A 17,415-nucleotide genomic window follows, 5' to 3' on the forward strand; every position below is an offset into this window, starting at 1 on the left:
AGGGCGTCGCTCAAGGTTGTCTCAGGGTGCCGCGCACCCAGCGCACGCGCCCGTTCTGTGACTTTCCGATCCGGAAAGACTGGCCGCTGAAAAAGCTCACCGACCAGGCGCGCTCCAGCCCCCCGGTGTCGATCGAAGACGACCAGAACAGCGCCGAAGGTGTGTTCGGAAAGACCTGTGGATTGATCGCCGGGCCATCATGACATTTTTCGACGATGGTCAGGAGCTCCTCGCCGGTCGGCAGTCGCCAACCGTCCTGTGCCTTGGCAGCCAACTGCATGGCCTTTGTCCAGGTATGACTGGTCGGGCGCCCGGCGCAGACATTGGATTCGGCGTTCCAACTTTGCCCGAGCGCGCAGCGCTGCCATTCGAGACCCGTGCGCTCGTGTCGCACCACGGCACCGCCTTCCAGCACGACGAACTCGGACGAGGGGGTGGTTTCGACCTCGCCCTTCAGGCAGGCGTCTGTCGCCGCAGGAATCGGTGCAGATTCCTGTGCCCAGGGCGCAATTGGAGCCAGGAGGACGATGAACAGGGCGATGGGTGTCGAGTAGCGCATGATCGCAAGCCGCTTGAATTCGGGTTAGGATCGGCACCGGAATCTTAGGGTGACCCCTCGGCTCTTGTATCCTCAAGTAACGCACGTTCGCCGAGGTTTCCGGCATACTCTCGTCTCACTCAACATCCTCAAACATCGGCCTGAACCAGGAGCTAAGGACTATGAACCAGCAGACTGCCATGACCACCGAGCCGGATGTCCCAAGCACCATCGTCTTTCCCACTGGCATTCCGGGATTCGAGCATCTGAAGAACTATCGTTTAGCCTATTCCGACACCGAATCCGGGCGCGTCTACCGACTGCGCGCCCAAGACGACGCCGAGATCGAGTTCACGCTGGTCGACCCGAGACTCTACTCGCTCAATTATGTGCTCGAACTCGACGACGCGGAGCAGTCCTTGCTCCAGGCCGAGGATCCCGCGCAGGTATTGGTGCTGCTCATGCTCTGGAAGGACGAGAACGCCGCCAGCGGTGTGTCTGGGCTCAACGCCAACATTGGCGGACCCATCCTGATCAATGTCGTCAAGGGGGTGGGCATGCAGAAGATCATCGCAAATCCGCGCGTCGAGCTCAGCATTTCGAATTGAAGTGCTCGGATTCGGGCCTTAAGTTGCGGATTTCGAATGTCTCGCTCATCTGCTCCAGCGATACTCTGCCTCCAGGCGAGACGGGACGCTCCAGGAGTGGCGTCCCGCGTCTCCAATGCCTAGGGATACGCTGATTTATTCCATTCGTGATAAAACCTTCTCCCGTAACCCATTGATTTTGTAGGAGCGGCTTCAGCCGCGATTGAGAGGCACGCGATTTATTCAGCGTTTCCCTAGCGGGGCAAGATCGACTGTGAAGAATTTCCTAGAACTCATCAAGCATTGTCTGACCGAGGTGCGTGAGCTCATGCCCTGGGATCTGGAAGAGCGTCTCCAGGCCAATCCGGATCTGCTGATCGTCGATGTGCGTGAACCCGAAGAGTTCGCGGCCATGCACATCCCAGGCTCGATCAATGTACCTCGCGGCATCCTGGAATCGGCCTGTGAGTGGGACTATGAAGAAACGGTCCCCGAGCTGGTCCAGGCCCGCGAGCGCGAGATCGTGGTCGTCTGCCGCTCGGGCTATCGCAGCGTGCTGGCGGCGCATTCGCTGAACGTGCTCGGTTATACCAATGTTGCTTCGCTCAAGACCGGACTGCGTGGCTGGAAGGACTACGAGCAGCCGCTGGTCGACGGCGAGGGTCGGGAGGTCGATCTCGAGGCCGCCGACGATTATTTCACCCCGCGACTGCGCCCGGAGCAGCGCCGCCCAGCCTGAATCTGCGCCCATGTCCGATCGCGATGCCCCACCGACGCCTGCCGAGCGCCATGCGATGATCGCGGTCGCGGCCTATTACCTGGCCGAACGGCGCGGTTTTGCGCCCGGTGGGGCCGAGGCCGATTGGTTGGCGGCCGAGCGGGCGATCGACGCCATGCTCGCCGCGCGCCAGCTGACGGGACCCATGGATGATGCAACGCGCGCGCGACTCATCCGCAATGCCCTGAGGCTCCAAGGGGGCGCCGGCGCGGGCGCGACGCACGTACAGCCCGATCCCACAGAGACCGCCCAGCCTTGACCCGTTGCGCGACGAGCCTCGGCCTTCAGACCGGGGAGGATGTCAACGACCTCATGGAACATCATCGTGCCCGCAAGCGCTTCGGTCAGAACTTTCTGCACGATCCGGTCATCATCGACCGCATCCAGGCCGCCATCGACGCCCGACCGGGCGAGCGTCTGGTCGAGATCGGGCCGGGGCAGGGCGCCATCACCCTGGGGCTCTTGACCCGGGCCGGTGCGCTCGACGTCATCGAACTCGATCGCGATCTCATCGAGCCGCTGCGACGGCGGCTGGGCGGTCTGGGCGAGCTGCGCATCCACCACGCCGATGCGCTCGACTTCGACCTGCGCACACTCGTGGATCCCAGGGGCACGGCCTCACTGCGGCTCGTTGGCAATCTGCCCTACAACATCTCGACCCCACTGCTGTTCCATTTCCTCGACCAGATCGAGGTGCTCCAGGATCTGCACCTGATGCTGCAAAGAGAGGTCGTCGACCGTATCGTGGCCGCGCCAGGCGACAAGCGCTATGGAAGGCTCTCGGTCATGATTCAGAGCCGCTGTCAGGCCACGAATCTGTTTCGCATCGGCCCAGGCGCCTTCACGCCGGCCCCCAAGGTCGAATCGGCCTTTCTGCGTCTGCGTCCGTTGCGACCGCTCCCGTATCCCATCGACGATCCCATCATCCACGAACGGATCGTCGCCGCCGCCTTCGGTCAGCGCCGCAAGACCCTGCGTAACAGTCTGTCCGGGGTCGTTGCCCCGTCACTGCTCGAAGCGGCCGGTATCGATCCTAGGTGTCGCGCCGAAGAGCTCGATGTCGCTGATTATGCGCGACTGGCCAATCTGGTCGCCGCTCTTCCTGGTTGAGCACATTCAAGCCGACCGCGCATCTGCCGTTAAGGGGGGTATGCCCAATGTGCGCAGGAGCCGCTCCCATGAGCATTCAAGCCCAGTTTTCGTCGCTCGTCGCCAATACTCTGACCCTCAAGTCGCATACCCAGGTCGGCGCGCAGGCTGGATCTCCGTCTCTGCGTGAACCAGCCGGAGCGCTCTCCAGCCTTCAGGACAAGGCACTCAGTGCCATCGCCCGCGAGATCCCGGGCATGGATGTGGCCGGACTGAAAAAGCTCGATCCCAACGAATACACCCCTGAAAAGGTCGCAGACCGGATCACCCGCTTCGTCGCCCTGGGACTGGAGAATGCCCGCGCCCGTGGCAAGTCCGAGGAAGAGATCCAGTCGCTCTATGAGAGCGCGGTCAGGGGGGCCGAGCAGGGCTTCAAGGAGGCCAAGGAGATCCTCTCCAACCTCAGGGTCCTCGAGGGCAAGGTCGCCGAGCAGGTCGAGGCGACCGAAAAGCTGACCTTCGAGGGCTTGGCCAAGCTGTCGCCGGCCCTGGCCAGGGCCGAACCAAAGAACGCGCCGCCGACAGCCGCGATCTCTGGTCTGGCCGTCGCCGATCGTTATCAAAAAGCCGAGGACTTCAGCCTCAGGCTCAAGACGCGCGAGGGCGATGAGGTCGAGATCAGCTTTAGCCGCAACCTCGAGACCCAGGGGCGTTTTGGCTTCTCACAGGATGGCGAGGGCAACAGCGCGTCCGTCTTGGACATCAGCCGATCCGAGAGCACCGGTTATCAGTTCAGCGTGAAGGGCGACCTGAGCGAGGACGAACTCAAGGCCATCCAGAAACTGGTCCAGGACGTGGGCAGGCTGGCCAATGACTTCTTCGGTGGTGATGTACAGAAGGCCTTCGAGCAGGCACCGGATGTCCGCTTCGATCCCTCCCAGCTCGCCTCCATGAACCTGACCCTGAGTCGCTCCGAGAGCTACAGTGCGGCCCGAATCTATGAAGGCACCCAACGTCTCGAACAACCCGAATCGATCCAGAACGCGGGGCGTCGTCTCGGTCACATGATGCGCGAGCTGCGTGAGACCGCCGAGCGTCCAGAACTCGGTTTCCTCAGTCGGCCCGATCAGACGGTGGGGCAACTCCTGAAAGGGCTCGTCGAGCAAGATGGCCGTTTCCAGAACGCAGATGCCGATCAACAGACGCGCTATCTAGAATACGTGCAACGTCTACTCGGCTCGCTCACGCCGGAGCAATCCAACTAAATATTGATACAAGGCAGTATTCAGCTCAGCGCCAAACCCCTTAGAATCGCCCCCTAAAACCGAACAGCTTGGACCCAATCGCTACCCCCTGAGTTAGAGGGGGCGATTGTGTCCACATCAAGGGGGTCAAGGCGTGCCTGATCAATCATCACCATCGCTTGCGCTTGGGGCCCGATCCTCCTGGGGCTGGTCTTGCTGGGGATCTTGGCCGCCGGCGCGATCCTGGTCCTCGAGCATACCGCCCCCCTGGCCTGGGGGCTGGCGGTACTGCTGCCTGGGCTCGCCAGCCTGCTGGCGCTCGCCCAGGGGCGTGCCCATCAGGCCGAACTCGCCAGGGTCAGGGCCGAGGCCGGGCTCCAGATCGATTACCAGACGCGCCAGCTCCAGGCCTGGGAGCACGCCTTCGAGCGTCTGGCCATCGAGCTCTTCCCCATCTTGGTGCGCCACATCGAACACGCGCGTCAGCTCACCGAGCAGAGCATCACTCAGTTGTCGCATTCCTTCAGCGCCCTCGTCAGCGACCTGGAGGCGGTGATCGCGACCACTCAGTCGGACGACCCCCAGGATCAGGCCGTCCTCCGCCAGTTCGAGCAGAGCCGTGCGACCCTAAAAGAGGTGATCGCCGACTTCGAGTCCATCCTGCATCGTGAGTCGTCCATGATCGAGCAGGTCGATCATCTGACCGGCTTTGGTGAGCAGATGCGCCAGATGGCCCAGGACGTGCGATCGGTCGCCGAGCAGATCAATCTCCTGGCGCTCAATGCCGCGATCGAGGCGGCGCGCGCCGGTGAGCAGGGACGCGGTTTCGCAGTCGTCGCCGACGAGGTGCGCAAGCTGGCCGGTTCATCGGCCAACACGGGCGCGCGCATCAGCGCCAAGGTTGAGGAGCTAGCGCGCTCGCTGGCCCAAACCCAATCGATGGTTAAATCCTCGATATCAAGCGCCGATGAGATGGTGCGCGAGTCCGAGCGCAAGGTCGAGGCGGTCATGGATCGTTTGCATCAGACCGCCGCCGCCCTCGACGCCGAGGCGCAGCGTCTGCGCGCCCTGGGCGCCGATATCCGTACCCGCATCACCGCCTCGCTGGTGGATCTCCAGTTCCAGGACCGCACCAGTCAGGTGTTGGCGCATGTCTGCGAGGCATTGGAACGCCTGAGCGAGCGTCTGCGGACCACAGCCCAGCATGACCTGAGCGAACAGGAACGCGATCTCCTAGAGATCGACGGACTCCTGGCCCGGATGCTCGACTCCTAAAGCACCCTCGAGGAACACACCCTGCATCATGGCGGCCCCCTGACCTCGAGGTCGGCGAGCATCTCTGAGTTGACGTTCTTCTGAGAGGAAATCAGGCATGGCGAAGACGATCATGGTGGTCGATGATTCAGCCTCCTTTCGCAGTGTGGTGGGGATTGCGCTCAGGGGCGCAGGCTATGAGGTGATCGAGGCCTGCGACGGGCGTGATGCCCTGGCCAAGCTGGATGGGACCATCAAGGTGCATCTCATCATCAGTGACGTAAACATGCCCAACATGGATGGCATCACCCTGGTCAGCGAGATCAAGAAGCTGCCCAATTACAGGTTTACGCCGATCCTGATGCTGACCACCGAGAGTCAGCCCGAGAAAAAGGAGGCCGCGCGTGCAGCCGGGGCCAAGGCCTGGCTGGTCAAGCCCTTCCAGCCGCCGATGCTGCTGGATGCCGTATCCAAGCTGATATTGCCCTGAGCGGCGGGTTGTTTAGGCACTCGAATCCAGGAGCTTGAAGATGGACGCCCAACCAGACTGCCCCGATCAACTGCGACTGACCGGTGAGCTGACCATCTATACCGTTGCCGAGATCCTGACACGCCTGCGCGCCCCCTTGGCCGAGCATCCCGTCTTGGCGTTGGACCTGTCCGAGGTCACCGAGCTCGATGGGGCCGGGTTGCAGCTCCTGCTGTGGCTGCGCGAGACGGCGCGCGCCCGCGGCAGTGCGCTGCATCTGGTCGCGCCGAACCCAGCGGTGCGCAGGGTCATCGAGCTGCTTCAGCTCCATAACAGGTTCGACCTCGATGCCGCCGACGCGGCGGCGGGGGGCGGCGCATGAGCCTGGATACGGCCCATCAGGCCTTTCTCACCGAGGTCGCTGAGCTGCTCCACTCCATGGAAGAGGCGCTCTTGACCCTGGAGGACGACCCTGCAGATCCCGAGGCGCTCAATGAGGTCTTCCGGGCCATGCATACCATCAAGGGCACTGCCGGTGTGTTCGGCTATGAGGCCATCGTCGCCTTCACCCATGCCGTCGAGACCCTGATGGAGCAGGCGCGCTCGGGCCAGATACCCTTGACCCGGCCGCTGATCGCGACCCTGCTTGAGTGTCGCGACCACACCACACGGCTCGTCGATGCCGTCACCACGGGGTCTGCACCGGATGCACCGCTCGATCCAGAGCTCGCGGACGCCGGCGCGGCCTTGCTGGCACGGCTCGGGCCGGCCTCTGGCAAGGGGGCGGAGGCCGCCGCTGGTGGCGGGATCCGCCTAGACCCGGGTCAGCAGGCACACCGCGCGGCGGAGGCCAGCCAGCTGCCGGTCACCAGCGACCTCTGGATGATCACGCTCAGGTTCAAGCGCGACGCCTTTCGCAACGGCATCGATCCGCTGTCCTTCCTGCGCTATCTGGGGTCGCTCGGCGAGCTGGTCTATGTGACCACCCAGCTCGACCCCGAGGCGCTGCGCGAGGGTGGCTTTGACCCCGAGAGCTGCTATCTCGAGTTTGGCATCGGCTTTCGCGGCGAGGCCGATCGGGCGACCCTGGCCGGGGTGTTCGAGTTCGCCGATCAAGACTGCGAGATCCGGATTCTCGAACCCGATACGGCCCAGTCGAAATACCTGGATCTGCTCGCAGACGTGCCCGACGATCAGATCGGCTGGATCGGCGACCTCTTGGTCCAGATCGGTGCCCTGACCCAACGCGAGCTCCAGCGCGCCCTGGAGACGCAACTGGCCGAGGCCGAGACCGAATCCAGGCGCCGCCGTCTGGGAGAGATCCTGGTGGAACAGGGGGTCGTCAAGCCGGCGGTGGTCGAGCAGGCGGTACGTACCCAGGAGGCCGCACGGACCCGGCGTCAGGAGGAGACGCGCTTCATCCGGGTCGATGCCCAGCGCCTGGGGCATCTGATCGACCTGATCGGTGAGCTGGTCACCAGCAGCGCCGCGATCCGGGTCCTCATCAAGCGTGCCGGGATCGAGGATATCAACGAGGTGGTCGATGGCGTCGAGTATCTGGTCTCCGAGATCCGCGACAATGCCCTCCAGCTGCGCATGGTGCCGATCGGCGAGTCGCTGTCGCGTTTCAAGCGCGTGGTCCGCGATGCCAGTCGCGAGCTCGGCAAGGAGATCGAGCTGGTCATTACTGGCGGCGAGACCGAGCTCGACAAGACTGTGGTCGAGAAGCTGATCGACCCGCTGACCCATCTGATCCGCAACGCCGTTGACCACGGTATCGAGACGCCCGAGGTGCGGCGCGCACGCGGCAAGCCGGCTCAGGGCCGGGTGCGCATCAATGCCCATCACGATTCGGGCCATATCGTGGTCGAGATCGCCGACGACGGTGCCGGACTCGATGGACGCCGAACACAGCAGGCGACACCAGGGCGGACACTACATCAATCTGCGCGGTGAGGTGCTGCCCTTCATCCGTTTGACCGAACTGTTCGAGAACGCTGGCCCAGAGCGGCACACCGGTCGGCGCGAAAGCCTGGTGGTGGTGCGCTTCGGTCATCACAAGATGGGGCTGGTGGTGGATCGGTTGCTCGGCGAGCTACAGACCGTCATCAAACCGCTCGGCAAGGTCTTTGAGCGACTGCGCGGTGTGGCCGGTGCCACCATCCTGGGTACGGGCGATATCGCCTTGATCCTGGATGTCGCGGAGTTGGCGGCCATCGCCGAGGGGCAGCGTGATCGTCGCCCGGCCAGGGGCATCAAGGCGACCACAGAGGGTCTGGCCACCCTCATCGCCGAGGTTAAAAACGCCGAACGGCTCAAACTCTTGCACACGGCTCAGGAGCATATCGACAGCTACGCCAAGGGTGTCGAACGGGTCATCGGCTTGCTTCGCGAACGCAATCGGCTGGTCAATCTCGAGATGCCTAAGACCGGGGGCGAGGTCGAACAGGCCCTCACCGAGATCTGGGACCAGGCCAATCGCACTCAGGACCTGGAGATGGCGACCCAAGCGACCCTGGCGCTGCGTCATCTGCTGATTGCGCGCATCTATGTGCGTTACTTCGTCGATAACAACGCCATGTCGCATGTCGAGCGCGTGCGTCAGGAGTGGGCCGGGTTACAGGAGAGGCTCACCCAGCTCGACCGGGGATTGACCAATCCCGAGCAACGCCGCCGATTCGAGACCGCGCTGCGGGGTCAGAACGACTATCGGGGCCAGTTCGAGCTCCTGGTCAAGACCATCCTCGAACAGAATGAGATCGTCACCACGACGCTCGATGCCTTGGGTCCGAAGTTTGCCAGTCTGCTCCAAGAGGTCAGACACCAATACCTCGCCGAGCAGAATGAGCTTGGCCCCAAGGTGCAGGCGGCCAATGCCCGCGCCGTGGTCATCATCTCAGTATTGTCGCTGTTCGCTGTCCTGCTCGGCGTCCTGATCGCCTGGCTGATCATCCGCAGCGTCATGGCGCAGTTGGGCCATGATCCGGGCGTGATCGCCGAGGTGACCAAACAGGTCGCGGCCGGCAATCTCGCCATCGACTTCGATCAGACCAGGTTGCGCGGTGTCTATAAAGACATGTCCGCCATGGTTGAGCGCCTGCGCCAGGTGGTCAGCGAGGTCCGAGCCGGTGCCGACAATCTGAGCAGCGCCTCGAGCCAGGTCAGTTCGACGGCGCAGGCGCTCAGTCAGGGTGCGACCGAGCAGGCGGCAAGCGTGGAGGAGACCACGGCGAGCATCGAGCAGCTCAATGCCTCGGTGCAGCAGAACACCGAGAACGCGCGTGTGACGAATGGCATCGCCAGGAGCTCGGCTGAGGAGGCGCGTCGCGGCGGTGAAGCGGTGGCACGCACGGTGGCGGCGATGAAGGAGATCGCAAGCAAGATCGGGCTGATCGAGGACATCGCCTACAAGACCAACCTGCTCGCCCTCAACGCCGCCATCGAGGCAGCACGGGCGGGTGAACACGGCAAGGGCTTTACAGTGGTCGCTGCCGAGGTGCGCAAGCTGGCCGAGAATAGTGGCCTGACCGCCCAGGAGATCAACCAGTTGGCCACCAACAGCGTGGCGATCGCCGAGGAGGCCGGGAGGCTCTTGGAACAGATGGTGCCCAATATCGTCAAGACCGCGGACCTGGTGGAGGAGATCACGGCAGCCTCCAACGAGCAAGCGGCAGGGATTGCGCAGATCAACGAGGCGATGAATCAGCTCGACAAGGCGACTCAGCAGAACGCCTCGGCCTCGGAGGAGCTGGCGGCGACGGCCGAGGAACTCAGCGGCCAGGCCGGCCAATTGCAAGAGACCATGGGCTTTTTCCGGTTGGGGACGGGGGGGTCGCGACCCGCGAGCCGAAGGCCGGCGCCAGCGCCGGCAGGGGGGCGAGGGCGGTCGGAGCCAGTCGATACCGTGGCGCTCGAGACCTTCGACCACCAGGACTTCGAACGCTTCTGAGGGTGGGATCATGGGCGAGTTGGTTCTGAGTAACCGCGCGAGCACCGCCGCTCATACCGAGTCCAGCGACGAAGTCACCCAGTATCTGATCTTCACCGTGTCCGACGAGCGGCTGGCCATGTCGATCGACGCCGTCAAAGAGATCATCGAGACCCCGGCCATCACCCGCGTGCCCATGACCCCGGACTATATCCGCGGCGTGATCAATCTGCGCGGCAATGTCGTTCCGGTGATCGATCTCGGGGCGCGCCTGGGACGCGGCCCGATTACCCCGACCAAGCGCAGTTGCATCGTGCTGGTCGAGGTCCATGCCGGCGACGAGTCCCATGTGCTCGGGATGCTGGTCGATGAGGTCAAGGACATCCTTGAGATCGCGCGCGAAGACATCAAACCGCCGCCCGAGTTCGGCTCCGAGATCCGTACCGACTTCATCGAGGCCATGGGGCGGGTCGAGGACATCTTCGTCATCATCCTCAGCGTCGATCATGTGTTGTCCATGCAGGAGCTGGCCGCCCTGCGTCGATTCAGTCAGGAGACGCCCGCAGGCGGCACGGATGGCGAATCCTGAAGGATCGCGCGCCCGCGCCTGTGTGATGCAGCCACCGGATGTCGTACCGCTCAAGGAGCGCGAATTCGAGCGGTTGCGTCGTTTCATCCACGAGCAGACTGGCATCTGTCTGGCACCGCACAAGCGCCAGATGGTCAGTGCCCGCCTCCAACCGCGCTTGCGTCAGCTGGGGCTTCCTAGCTTCGCTGCCTATCTCGACCATGTCTTTGCGCCCGGGCACGAACCTGAACGCCAACATCTGATCGATCTGCTGACCACCAACGAGACCTACTTCTATCGCGAGCCGGCGCACTTCGACTATCTGCGCGAGCATGTCCTGCCGGACTATCGCGGACGTGAGTTGCGGTTGTGGAGTGCGGCCTGCTCGACTGGGGAGGAGGTCTACACCCTGGCCATGGTCTTGAGCGACGCCCTGGGGATGGGCGATTGGCGTGTCCTCGGTACCGACATCAGCCAGCGGGTGCTGGAGCAGGCGCGCCAGGGCATTTACCCGCTTGAACGCGCCCGCCACCTGCCGCGCCATTGGTTGGAGCGCTACTGTCTTAAGGGTGTACGCACCCAGGCGGGCAAGCTCCTGATCGACCCCAGACTCAAATCGCGGGTGAGACTGGAACAGCACAACCTGCTGCAATCGCGCCGCGAGGGTGAGCGCTTCGACATCATTTTTCTGCGCAACGTGTTGATCTATTTCGATCTGCCGACCAAGCAGCGCGTCATCGACCTGATATTCGAGTCGCTGCGTCCCGGCGGTTGGTTGTTCATCAGTCACGTCGAATCGCTGCATGGGATTGATACCCCGCTTGTCATGATCCGTCCCTCGATCTTTCAGCGTCCGAGCACGCGCCGAGGTGCACCATGAGTCCGGAGTCAATCCCGGCGAAAGGGATCAAGCGTCATCTGGTGCAACCCGGCGAATACAGGGTCACCAGCGAGCCGGTGATCCTGACGACCTTGCTGGGTTCGTGCGTCTCGGTCTGTCTGTTCGATCCGGTCGCGCGCCTGATGGGCATGAATCATTTCCTGCTGCCGATGCGCAATCCGGCCAGCCGCGAGCCGGTGCTGGCTACAGAGGCTGGACGCTATGGCGTCTGGGCGATGGAGTTGCTCATCAACGACCTGCTCAAGCATGGCGCACACCGCGAGCGGCTGCGCGCCAAGGCCTTCGGCGGTGCCAATGTCCTGTACGAGGCCAAGGACGCGCGACAGGATCGCTTCAATATCGGCGAGGCCAACCTGAAGTTCGTGCGTCAGTTCCTAAAGGACGACGGGATCCCCCTGGTCGCTCAGGATCTCGGTGGACGGCATGGACGCCAGATCCATTTCTACGGTGGGGATTATTCGGTGTTCTTGCGCCGGATCCCGCGTGCCAGGATAGAGCGGATCCTGAGCGACGAGCAGCACTATCTGCAAAACGCCACGACGGATAGGCCGCCGGGTGCGCCGGCGGAGTTCTTTTGACCGCCGTGCACCTGGGGTCAAACGGCCCAGGGGGCTGTGCGGCGCGGTGGAAGCGAACCCGTGGGTGAGAGATGACTATCAATGTGTTGATCGTGGACGACTCGGCCGTCGTTCGCCAGGTGCTCACCGAACAACTTTCTTCTATACCCGGCCTCAAAGTCATGGGCGCTGCACGCGATCCGCTGTTTGCGCGCAAGCTAATGGAAACACAATGGCCGGATGTCATCGTGCTCGACATCGAGATGCCGCGCATGGACGGCCTGACCTTTCTGCGCCAGCTCATGGCCGAGCGCCCGACCCCGGTCATCATCTGCTCGACCCTGACCGAGCAGGGTGCCGCAATCACCTTGCAGGCGCTCAGTGCCGGCGCCGTGGACATCATCGCCAAGCCCAAGATTGGGCTGCGCCAGTTCCTGGAAGATTCCAAGACCCTACTCGGTGATGCCGTCAAGGCCGCGGCTCAGGCACGCCTGGATCAGGTCTCAGTTGAGTTGCGTGCCAAACCAGTCATGACGCCCACACCGAAACTCTCGGCCGATGCGGTGCTCGCCGAGCGCAGCGCGACCCCGATCGCCGGCCTGACCGAGCGCGTGGTGGCCATCGGCACCTCGACCGGAGGCACCCAGGCGCTCGAATATGTGCTCACCCGTCTGCCGCGGACCACCCCCGGGATCGTCATCGTCCAGCACATGCCAGGTCAGTTCACCGCCGCCTTTGCCGCACGCCTCAATCAGCTCTGCCCGATCGAGGTGCGCGAGGCACGCCCTGGCGACCGCGTCATCCCCGGACTGGCCCTGATCGCGCCCGGCACGGATCATCTGCTATTGCGCCGCAGCGGCGCCCAGTATCGGGTCGAGGTCAGGGGCGGACCCCTGGTCAGCCGCCATCGCCCCTCGGTCGATGTGCTCTTTCGCTCCACCGCCCAGGCGGCCGGACCCAATGCGGTCGGCATCATCATGACCGGAATGGGCGACGACGGCGCGCGCGGGCTGCTGGAGATGCACCAGGCCGGCGCCCTGACCATCGCCCAGGACGAGCAGAGCTGTGTCGTCTATGGGATGCCCAAGGAGGCGGTCAAACTCGGTGCGGTGGATGCCGTAGTCAGCCTCTCCGCCATCCCCGAGATCGTCGCCCAGGCGCCGACCCGCCTGGCCTACAAGCGCCTACAGGGGACCTCCGGTCCCGGATGAGTGCGTCTGCGCTCAGACCCGGAAGTGCCCGACCAGCTCCTGCAACTCGGCGGCCAACCGAGCAAGCTGCTCGGACGCCTCTGTAGTCTGGAGCGCGATCCGTGCATTACCCTCGGCGGCGTCCGAGATACTGGTCACATTGCGGTTCATCTCTTCGGCCACCATGCTTTGTTCCTCGGCCGAGCTGGCGACCTGGGTGTTGACGTCATTAAGCGTGGTGACGGCGGTGGCGATGGCATCAAGCGCCTGCCCGGCCTCCAGGGCACGACTGCGGCTGTCCTCGGCGTGCTTGCGGCTGTCTTCCATCACAGATACGGCGCGACGGCTCGCCTGCTGGAGTCGCTCGATCATGGTCTGGATCTCTTGGGTCGAGGTCTGGGTCCGATTGGCCAGTGAACGCACCTCATCGGCCACCACGGCAAACCCGCGTCCGGCCTCGCCGGCGCGTGCCGCCTCGATGGCGGCGTTGAGCGCCAACAGATTGGTCTGCTCGGCCACACCGCGGATCACGTCCAGGATCTTGCCGATCTCCTGACTGTCCTGTCCCAGGTCGCGAATGACCTCTGAGGCATTCTGGATCTCCTGGGCCAGCTGTTCGATCCGCGACATGGTGCCGTAGACGATTTCCTTACCCGAGTCGGCAGCCTCCCGGGCGATGCGCGTGGTATCGGCGCCGTTCTGGGCACTGCGCGCGACCTCCTGGGCGGTGGCGCTCATCTCGTTCATGGCCGAGGCGAGCTGCTCAACCTCATGGCGCTGCTGATCGATCCCAGCATTGGCCTGTTCGGTGGCGCTCGCCAGGTTCCGGGCGGCCTGGGCCAGCTGGCGCGTCGACTCGAGGATCCGGGCGATGAGATCGCGGAAGTTGTCCATCATGGCGTTGAAGGCGGTGCTGGCGCGCCCGATCTCGTCCCGTCCATGGACAGGGAGGCGCCGGTTCAGGTCGCCCTCACCCTTGGCGATCGCATCCAGCCCCTGGGTCATCTGTTGGAGCGGGCGGGTAACGAAGCCGCGCGTGAAGAAATACAAAAACACCAGGACCGGCAGGCTCAGGGCGACCGCCATGGAAAAGATCTTGATGGCAAAGAGGGTGACCGAGCGGTTCACCTCTGTGAGATCGATCCGCATGCTCACGGCCCCGAGTACCGAGTCGCGCGGCGCCAGTGCATGGCAACTCGTGCAGTTTTTGCCGAGATAGTTCTCGCGGGCAAAGGCAGGTTTCACGGCGTGGAGGCTCTGGCCGTCGGGTGAGAGTTCAAGGTAAGGCTCGCCGGTCTCCAGGACGCGGCGCTCGATCTCGTCGCGCGGGCGTTCGTGCTCGGTTCCGGGGCCGAATTGTTTGATGACGTTCTCGCCGCGTAGCACCCGCAGATCCTGGACATTGGCCAGTTCGACGATCTGATCCAGGAAGGCGGCGCGTTGATTGATGGTCCCAGTGATCATCAGGGTGGTGAGTCCGGCCAAGGTCATCTCGTGCAGCGTATCCGCGAAGACCTGCGCCTGGTCGATGGCGGTCTGACGCTGCTCGTTTGCCGCCCAGAGGATGAGCCCGGTCCAGGCGGGGAACAGGATGATCCACATGGCGCCGACAAGGCGGATCCAGATCGGCAGGTCATTGATACGTCGTAGCACAGTCCACTCCTCCCATCGTTCGGGTTGTTATTCCTTCCTGAGGCATTCGGTCTGGGTCTGCTCGAACAATACACGATTGTCTGGGCCGGTTTCACCCCTGAGATGGGCATAGAGACTGAGAACTTGATCCCAATTCAGCTCGGGAAACCGGGCGCTGGCGTCTTGGATCCGCTGGCGCAACAGGGCCTCGCATTTGTCGGCGACGAGTGCCGCATGCCGACCGATCCCTTCCTCGCGGATAAAGAGACAGGCATCCATGAGGTCGGCGATCTTGACGATCTCGGCCAAGGGCGAACCGGCGAGGGCACGTCGATACTCGATCAGCTCGGGTGAAAGTTCCCCTTCGATGCGTGTGATTGGGTTGCGCTCACCGGCGATCTCGGCAATCCGCTGCTTGAGGGGGGAGGGCAGGTCGCCCATCAGCAATTCGGGCGTATCATGGATGAGTGCATATTCGAGTACCCGCAGGCGTGTCTCGGCTGAAAGGTCTGGGCCGAACAGACGTCGCAGCAGCTCGCGTGCGATCATGGCGACGAGATAATGGTGTTCGGCGAGCGTCTGGTTGCGCGCACAGCGCACCGAATGCCAACGCGTGACATGGCCTGAACGGGCGATGTCCTGCATGTTGAGCCTGAGATCGCGCATACTGAAAATAGCTCCTTGTCCTGAATATTTATCCACGCAGACCAGTCACGGGCCAAGCGGCCCTCCATCGGCAACCGGCATCATGTCACTGGATTCAGATTGCCTGGCCCGGCTCAAACTACGCCAGGCACCATTCGACACCCTCGCCAGCGAGGATTTTCTCTACAGCGACCCCTTGCTGGAAAGTCTAGTCGAGACCGCTGCGCGCGCAATTGGGGCGCCGGGTGCAGTTGTCGTCCTGGCCGGGCCAGACGGCTCGGGGCGTAGCGTCCAGTTGATGCGCCTGCTCGGTGTCCTTGAGGGTTCGTATGAGTTGATTGCCTTCCGCAGTCGGCCAAATATCCCCTTCGATGCTGTTGATGTGACCATTCGCGCCCATCTGCGCCGCGGTGGATTCGACAATCCTAACCGCCCCGTGGCCGAGCTGCTGGCCGAACGCGCGCGCGCTCAGGCACGCCTGGTACTAGCGATTGACGATGCGCATCTGCTCGGCCGCGAGGGCCTGGTCAAACTGGTGCGGCTGCGCGCGACCGTGCTGGAAGCGGGCGGGCAGGGGATGCGGCTGATCCTCGTCGGCGATCCGTCACTGAGTCGCGAACGCCTGCCGTTGCCCGATCTGCTCGACGACGCGCAGGTCGTGCGCCTGAATCTGCGGCCATTCAACCTCGAACAGGCGGGGGCCTATCTGCGTCATCGTCTGCGTGTCGCGGGTCTGGAGGACCCGGATAGCCTGTTGACCCGAGGTGACATCGCGGTGTTGCAGGGCAGTGCGAAGGGATTGCCGGCGGCGCTCAATGCCCAGGCCAACGCCTGGCTGGCGCGTCGCTGTAAGAGTCTGGAGGGCGGCGACCTGAGAAACTCACTGGGCGGGCGCTCGACTACAGCAAAGGCGGCAGGCACGATCCAGTCTCAGGTCGGCGCCGAAGCACGGCGCCCCCCGGAACCTTTCACCGAACCCGATCTGCTGGCGGAACGCCTGGAGTTGTCTGAGGAATTCCTGGAGCTCAAACCCGATACCTCTGTGCCATCCGCTTCATCCGCGCCCGCGCCGTCCCCCCCTAGAGAGCCTCAACTCTCGGACTTTTTGATCGGCGGTGAGGTACCCACAGCCCTGGCTCAGAGCGAGTTCGAGCAGATCCTCCAGCGCGTGCGTCAGCATCAACCCTGGGACCCCAGTGTGCCCGAACCCAAAGCGGCTACCCGAGAGCAGATCAAGGCAGCGGCGCCAAAACCCAAGACGCCGTACTGGAACCGTCCCTGGTTTATCCCGCTCATCCTGGTCTTTGTCTTGCTGGCCATTGCGGCCCCCGTGCTCTGGCAGCTCATGATCGACTCCAAGCCGTCGACGTCGCTACGAGAGCGATCCAAGCCGATCGCTCAGGCAGCCTCCGAGCGACATGATGCAGCACAGGAGGCAGCCAAGCCCGAGTCGCAATCGCTCGCCCCCGAGCCGGCTCAGGCAGAAGCAACGCCTGTATCGGACAGCACGAGTGCCGCTGTTGCTGATGCGTCCGAACCGGATGACGGTGCCTCCAAGTCCCAGGCGACTCCGAACGAGGGGATTGCGACCAGCGAGACGTCGCTCGCTTCCGAGGCATCGCCTGATGTCTGGGCCGAGGATCTCGCCTGGCTGATGCGTCAGGATCCAGAACGCTTCACCATCCAGCTCGTGGCGGCGCGCGATCTTCAGACGGCGCGCCGTGTGCTCGATCCGCAGGCCCTGGAAGGGGTGCACTATATCCAGACACGCTCCTATGTGATCGCTGTGCTCGGGAGTTTCCCGAACCGCACCCAAGCGGCACGTGAGTTGCCCAGGCTTCCCGCGTCCGTGCGCAACAATGGTCCCTGGATCCGCACCATCGGCTCGATCCGCGACAGCCTTCCCTGATAACCAGATACCTGGTTTACAGAATCGGCCTGTTGTCATCCACCTTCGGCGCGCCTATCGACTAGACTAGAAGTAGAAAGCCTGGTGCTCTAAGGTCGCTTTCAGGTGGAGATCCATTCACTTATC

General features: G+C 63.4%; 18 protein-coding genes. 15 read left to right on the forward strand and 3 right to left on the reverse strand.

Features of this window, described 5'->3' with window-relative positions; all coding sequences use genetic code 11:
• Nucleotides 1–10 precede the first annotated feature (10 nt).
• Nucleotides 11–559 (reverse strand): Lcl C-terminal domain-containing protein, encoded by a 549-nt coding sequence (locus E6P07_RS06045; protein WP_153974781.1) that lies wholly within the window; start codon nt 557–559, stop codon nt 11–13.
• 161 nt (nt 560–720) lie between these two features.
• Between E6P07_RS06045 and fliW the strand changes: the two genes are divergently transcribed.
• The 14 genes from fliW (at nt 721) to E6P07_RS06110 (ending at nt 13,124) form a co-directional block, all read left to right on the forward strand.
• Nucleotides 721–1,146 carry a flagellar assembly protein FliW gene (fliW, locus tag E6P07_RS06050; protein WP_153974782.1) on the forward strand — a complete coding sequence of 142 codons (426 nt, stop codon included), beginning with the start codon at nt 721–723 and terminating at the stop codon, nt 1,144–1,146.
• Nucleotides 1,147–1,399: 253 nt separating this feature from the next.
• Nucleotides 1,400–1,864, forward strand: a complete 465-nt coding sequence (locus E6P07_RS06055) for a rhodanese-like domain-containing protein (RefSeq protein WP_153974783.1) — start codon at nt 1,400–1,402, stop codon at nt 1,862–1,864.
• 10 nt (nt 1,865–1,874) lie between these two features.
• A complete protein-coding gene (locus E6P07_RS06060) occupies nt 1,875–2,162 on the forward strand; it encodes a DUF2934 domain-containing protein (protein ID WP_153974784.1) in 288 nt (95 codons plus the stop codon).
• A 53-nt stretch (nt 2,163–2,215) separates the two neighbouring features.
• On the forward strand, nt 2,216–3,013 hold the full coding sequence (gene rsmA / locus E6P07_RS06065) for a 16S rRNA (adenine(1518)-N(6)/adenine(1519)-N(6))-dimethyltransferase RsmA (protein ID WP_153974785.1): 798 nt from the start codon (nt 2,216–2,218) through the stop codon (nt 3,011–3,013).
• 68 nt (nt 3,014–3,081) lie between these two features.
• Nucleotides 3,082–4,257 carry a DUF5610 domain-containing protein gene (locus E6P07_RS06070; RefSeq protein ID WP_153974786.1) on the forward strand — a complete coding sequence of 392 codons (1,176 nt, stop codon included), beginning with the start codon at nt 3,082–3,084 and terminating at the stop codon, nt 4,255–4,257.
• 192 nt (nt 4,258–4,449) lie between these two features.
• Entirely contained in the window at nt 4,450–5,511 is a 1,062-nt protein-coding gene (locus E6P07_RS06075) for a methyl-accepting chemotaxis protein (protein WP_246172956.1), read from the forward strand.
• 97 nt (nt 5,512–5,608) lie between these two features.
• Nucleotides 5,609–5,980, forward strand: a complete 372-nt coding sequence (locus tag E6P07_RS06080) for a response regulator (RefSeq protein WP_153974787.1) — start codon at nt 5,609–5,611, stop codon at nt 5,978–5,980.
• A gap of 40 nt (nt 5,981–6,020) precedes the next feature.
• The gene (locus E6P07_RS06085; protein ID WP_153974788.1) at nt 6,021–6,341 is read left to right on the forward strand and encodes an STAS domain-containing protein; all 321 of its coding nucleotides are present in this window, start codon (nt 6,021–6,023) and stop codon (nt 6,339–6,341) included.
• Complete coding sequence (locus E6P07_RS06090) at nt 6,338–7,915, forward strand: chemotaxis protein CheA (protein WP_170286770.1); 1,578 nt, start codon at nt 6,338–6,340, stop codon at nt 7,913–7,915. The genes E6P07_RS06085 and E6P07_RS06090 overlap by 4 nt, the downstream gene beginning before the upstream one ends.
• Complete coding sequence (locus tag E6P07_RS13585; protein WP_246172957.1) at nt 7,857–9,908, forward strand: methyl-accepting chemotaxis protein; 2,052 nt, start codon at nt 7,857–7,859, stop codon at nt 9,906–9,908. The genes E6P07_RS06090 and E6P07_RS13585 overlap by 59 nt, the downstream gene beginning before the upstream one ends.
• A 10-nt stretch (nt 9,909–9,918) precedes the next feature.
• A complete protein-coding gene (locus tag E6P07_RS06095) occupies nt 9,919–10,476 on the forward strand; it encodes a chemotaxis protein CheW (RefSeq protein ID WP_153974789.1) in 558 nt (185 codons plus the stop codon).
• On the forward strand, nt 10,463–11,335 hold the full coding sequence (locus E6P07_RS06100; RefSeq protein WP_153974790.1) for a CheR family methyltransferase: 873 nt from the start codon (nt 10,463–10,465) through the stop codon (nt 11,333–11,335). Before E6P07_RS06095 ends, E6P07_RS06100 begins: the two co-directional genes overlap by 14 nt.
• Nucleotides 11,332–11,934: a chemotaxis protein CheD gene (locus E6P07_RS06105; protein WP_153974791.1), complete on the forward strand. Its 603-nt coding sequence runs from the start codon at nt 11,332–11,334 to the stop codon at nt 11,932–11,934. Before E6P07_RS06100 ends, E6P07_RS06105 begins: the two co-directional genes overlap by 4 nt.
• A 71-nt stretch (nt 11,935–12,005) precedes the next feature.
• Nucleotides 12,006–13,124 carry a protein-glutamate methylesterase/protein-glutamine glutaminase gene (locus tag E6P07_RS06110; protein WP_153974792.1) on the forward strand — a complete coding sequence of 373 codons (1,119 nt, stop codon included), beginning with the start codon at nt 12,006–12,008 and terminating at the stop codon, nt 13,122–13,124.
• Between the two features lie 12 nt (nt 13,125–13,136).
• Here the strand turns inward: E6P07_RS06110 and E6P07_RS06115 are convergent, their stop codons facing one another.
• Both E6P07_RS06115 and E6P07_RS06120 read right to left on the reverse strand, forming a co-directional pair.
• On the reverse strand, nt 13,137–14,705 hold the full coding sequence (locus E6P07_RS06115; protein WP_153976159.1) for a methyl-accepting chemotaxis protein: 1,569 nt from the start codon (nt 14,703–14,705) through the stop codon (nt 13,137–13,139).
• Between the two features lie 78 nt (nt 14,706–14,783).
• Complete coding sequence (locus E6P07_RS06120) at nt 14,784–15,401, reverse strand: YfbR-like 5'-deoxynucleotidase (RefSeq protein WP_153974793.1); 618 nt, start codon at nt 15,399–15,401, stop codon at nt 14,784–14,786.
• Nucleotides 15,402–15,483: 82 nt separating this feature from the next.
• On the opposite strand from E6P07_RS06120, the gene E6P07_RS06125 reads away from it, so the two are divergent.
• Nucleotides 15,484–17,289: an AAA family ATPase gene (locus tag E6P07_RS06125; protein ID WP_153974794.1), complete on the forward strand. Its 1,806-nt coding sequence runs from the start codon at nt 15,484–15,486 to the stop codon at nt 17,287–17,289.
• The last annotated feature ends 126 nt before the right edge of the window (nt 17,290–17,415 follow it).

Origin of the sequence: Thermochromatium tepidum ATCC 43061 (assembly GCF_009664085.1) — a bacterium.
GTDB classification, from domain to species: Bacteria; Pseudomonadota; Gammaproteobacteria; order Chromatiales; family Chromatiaceae; genus Thermochromatium; species Thermochromatium tepidum.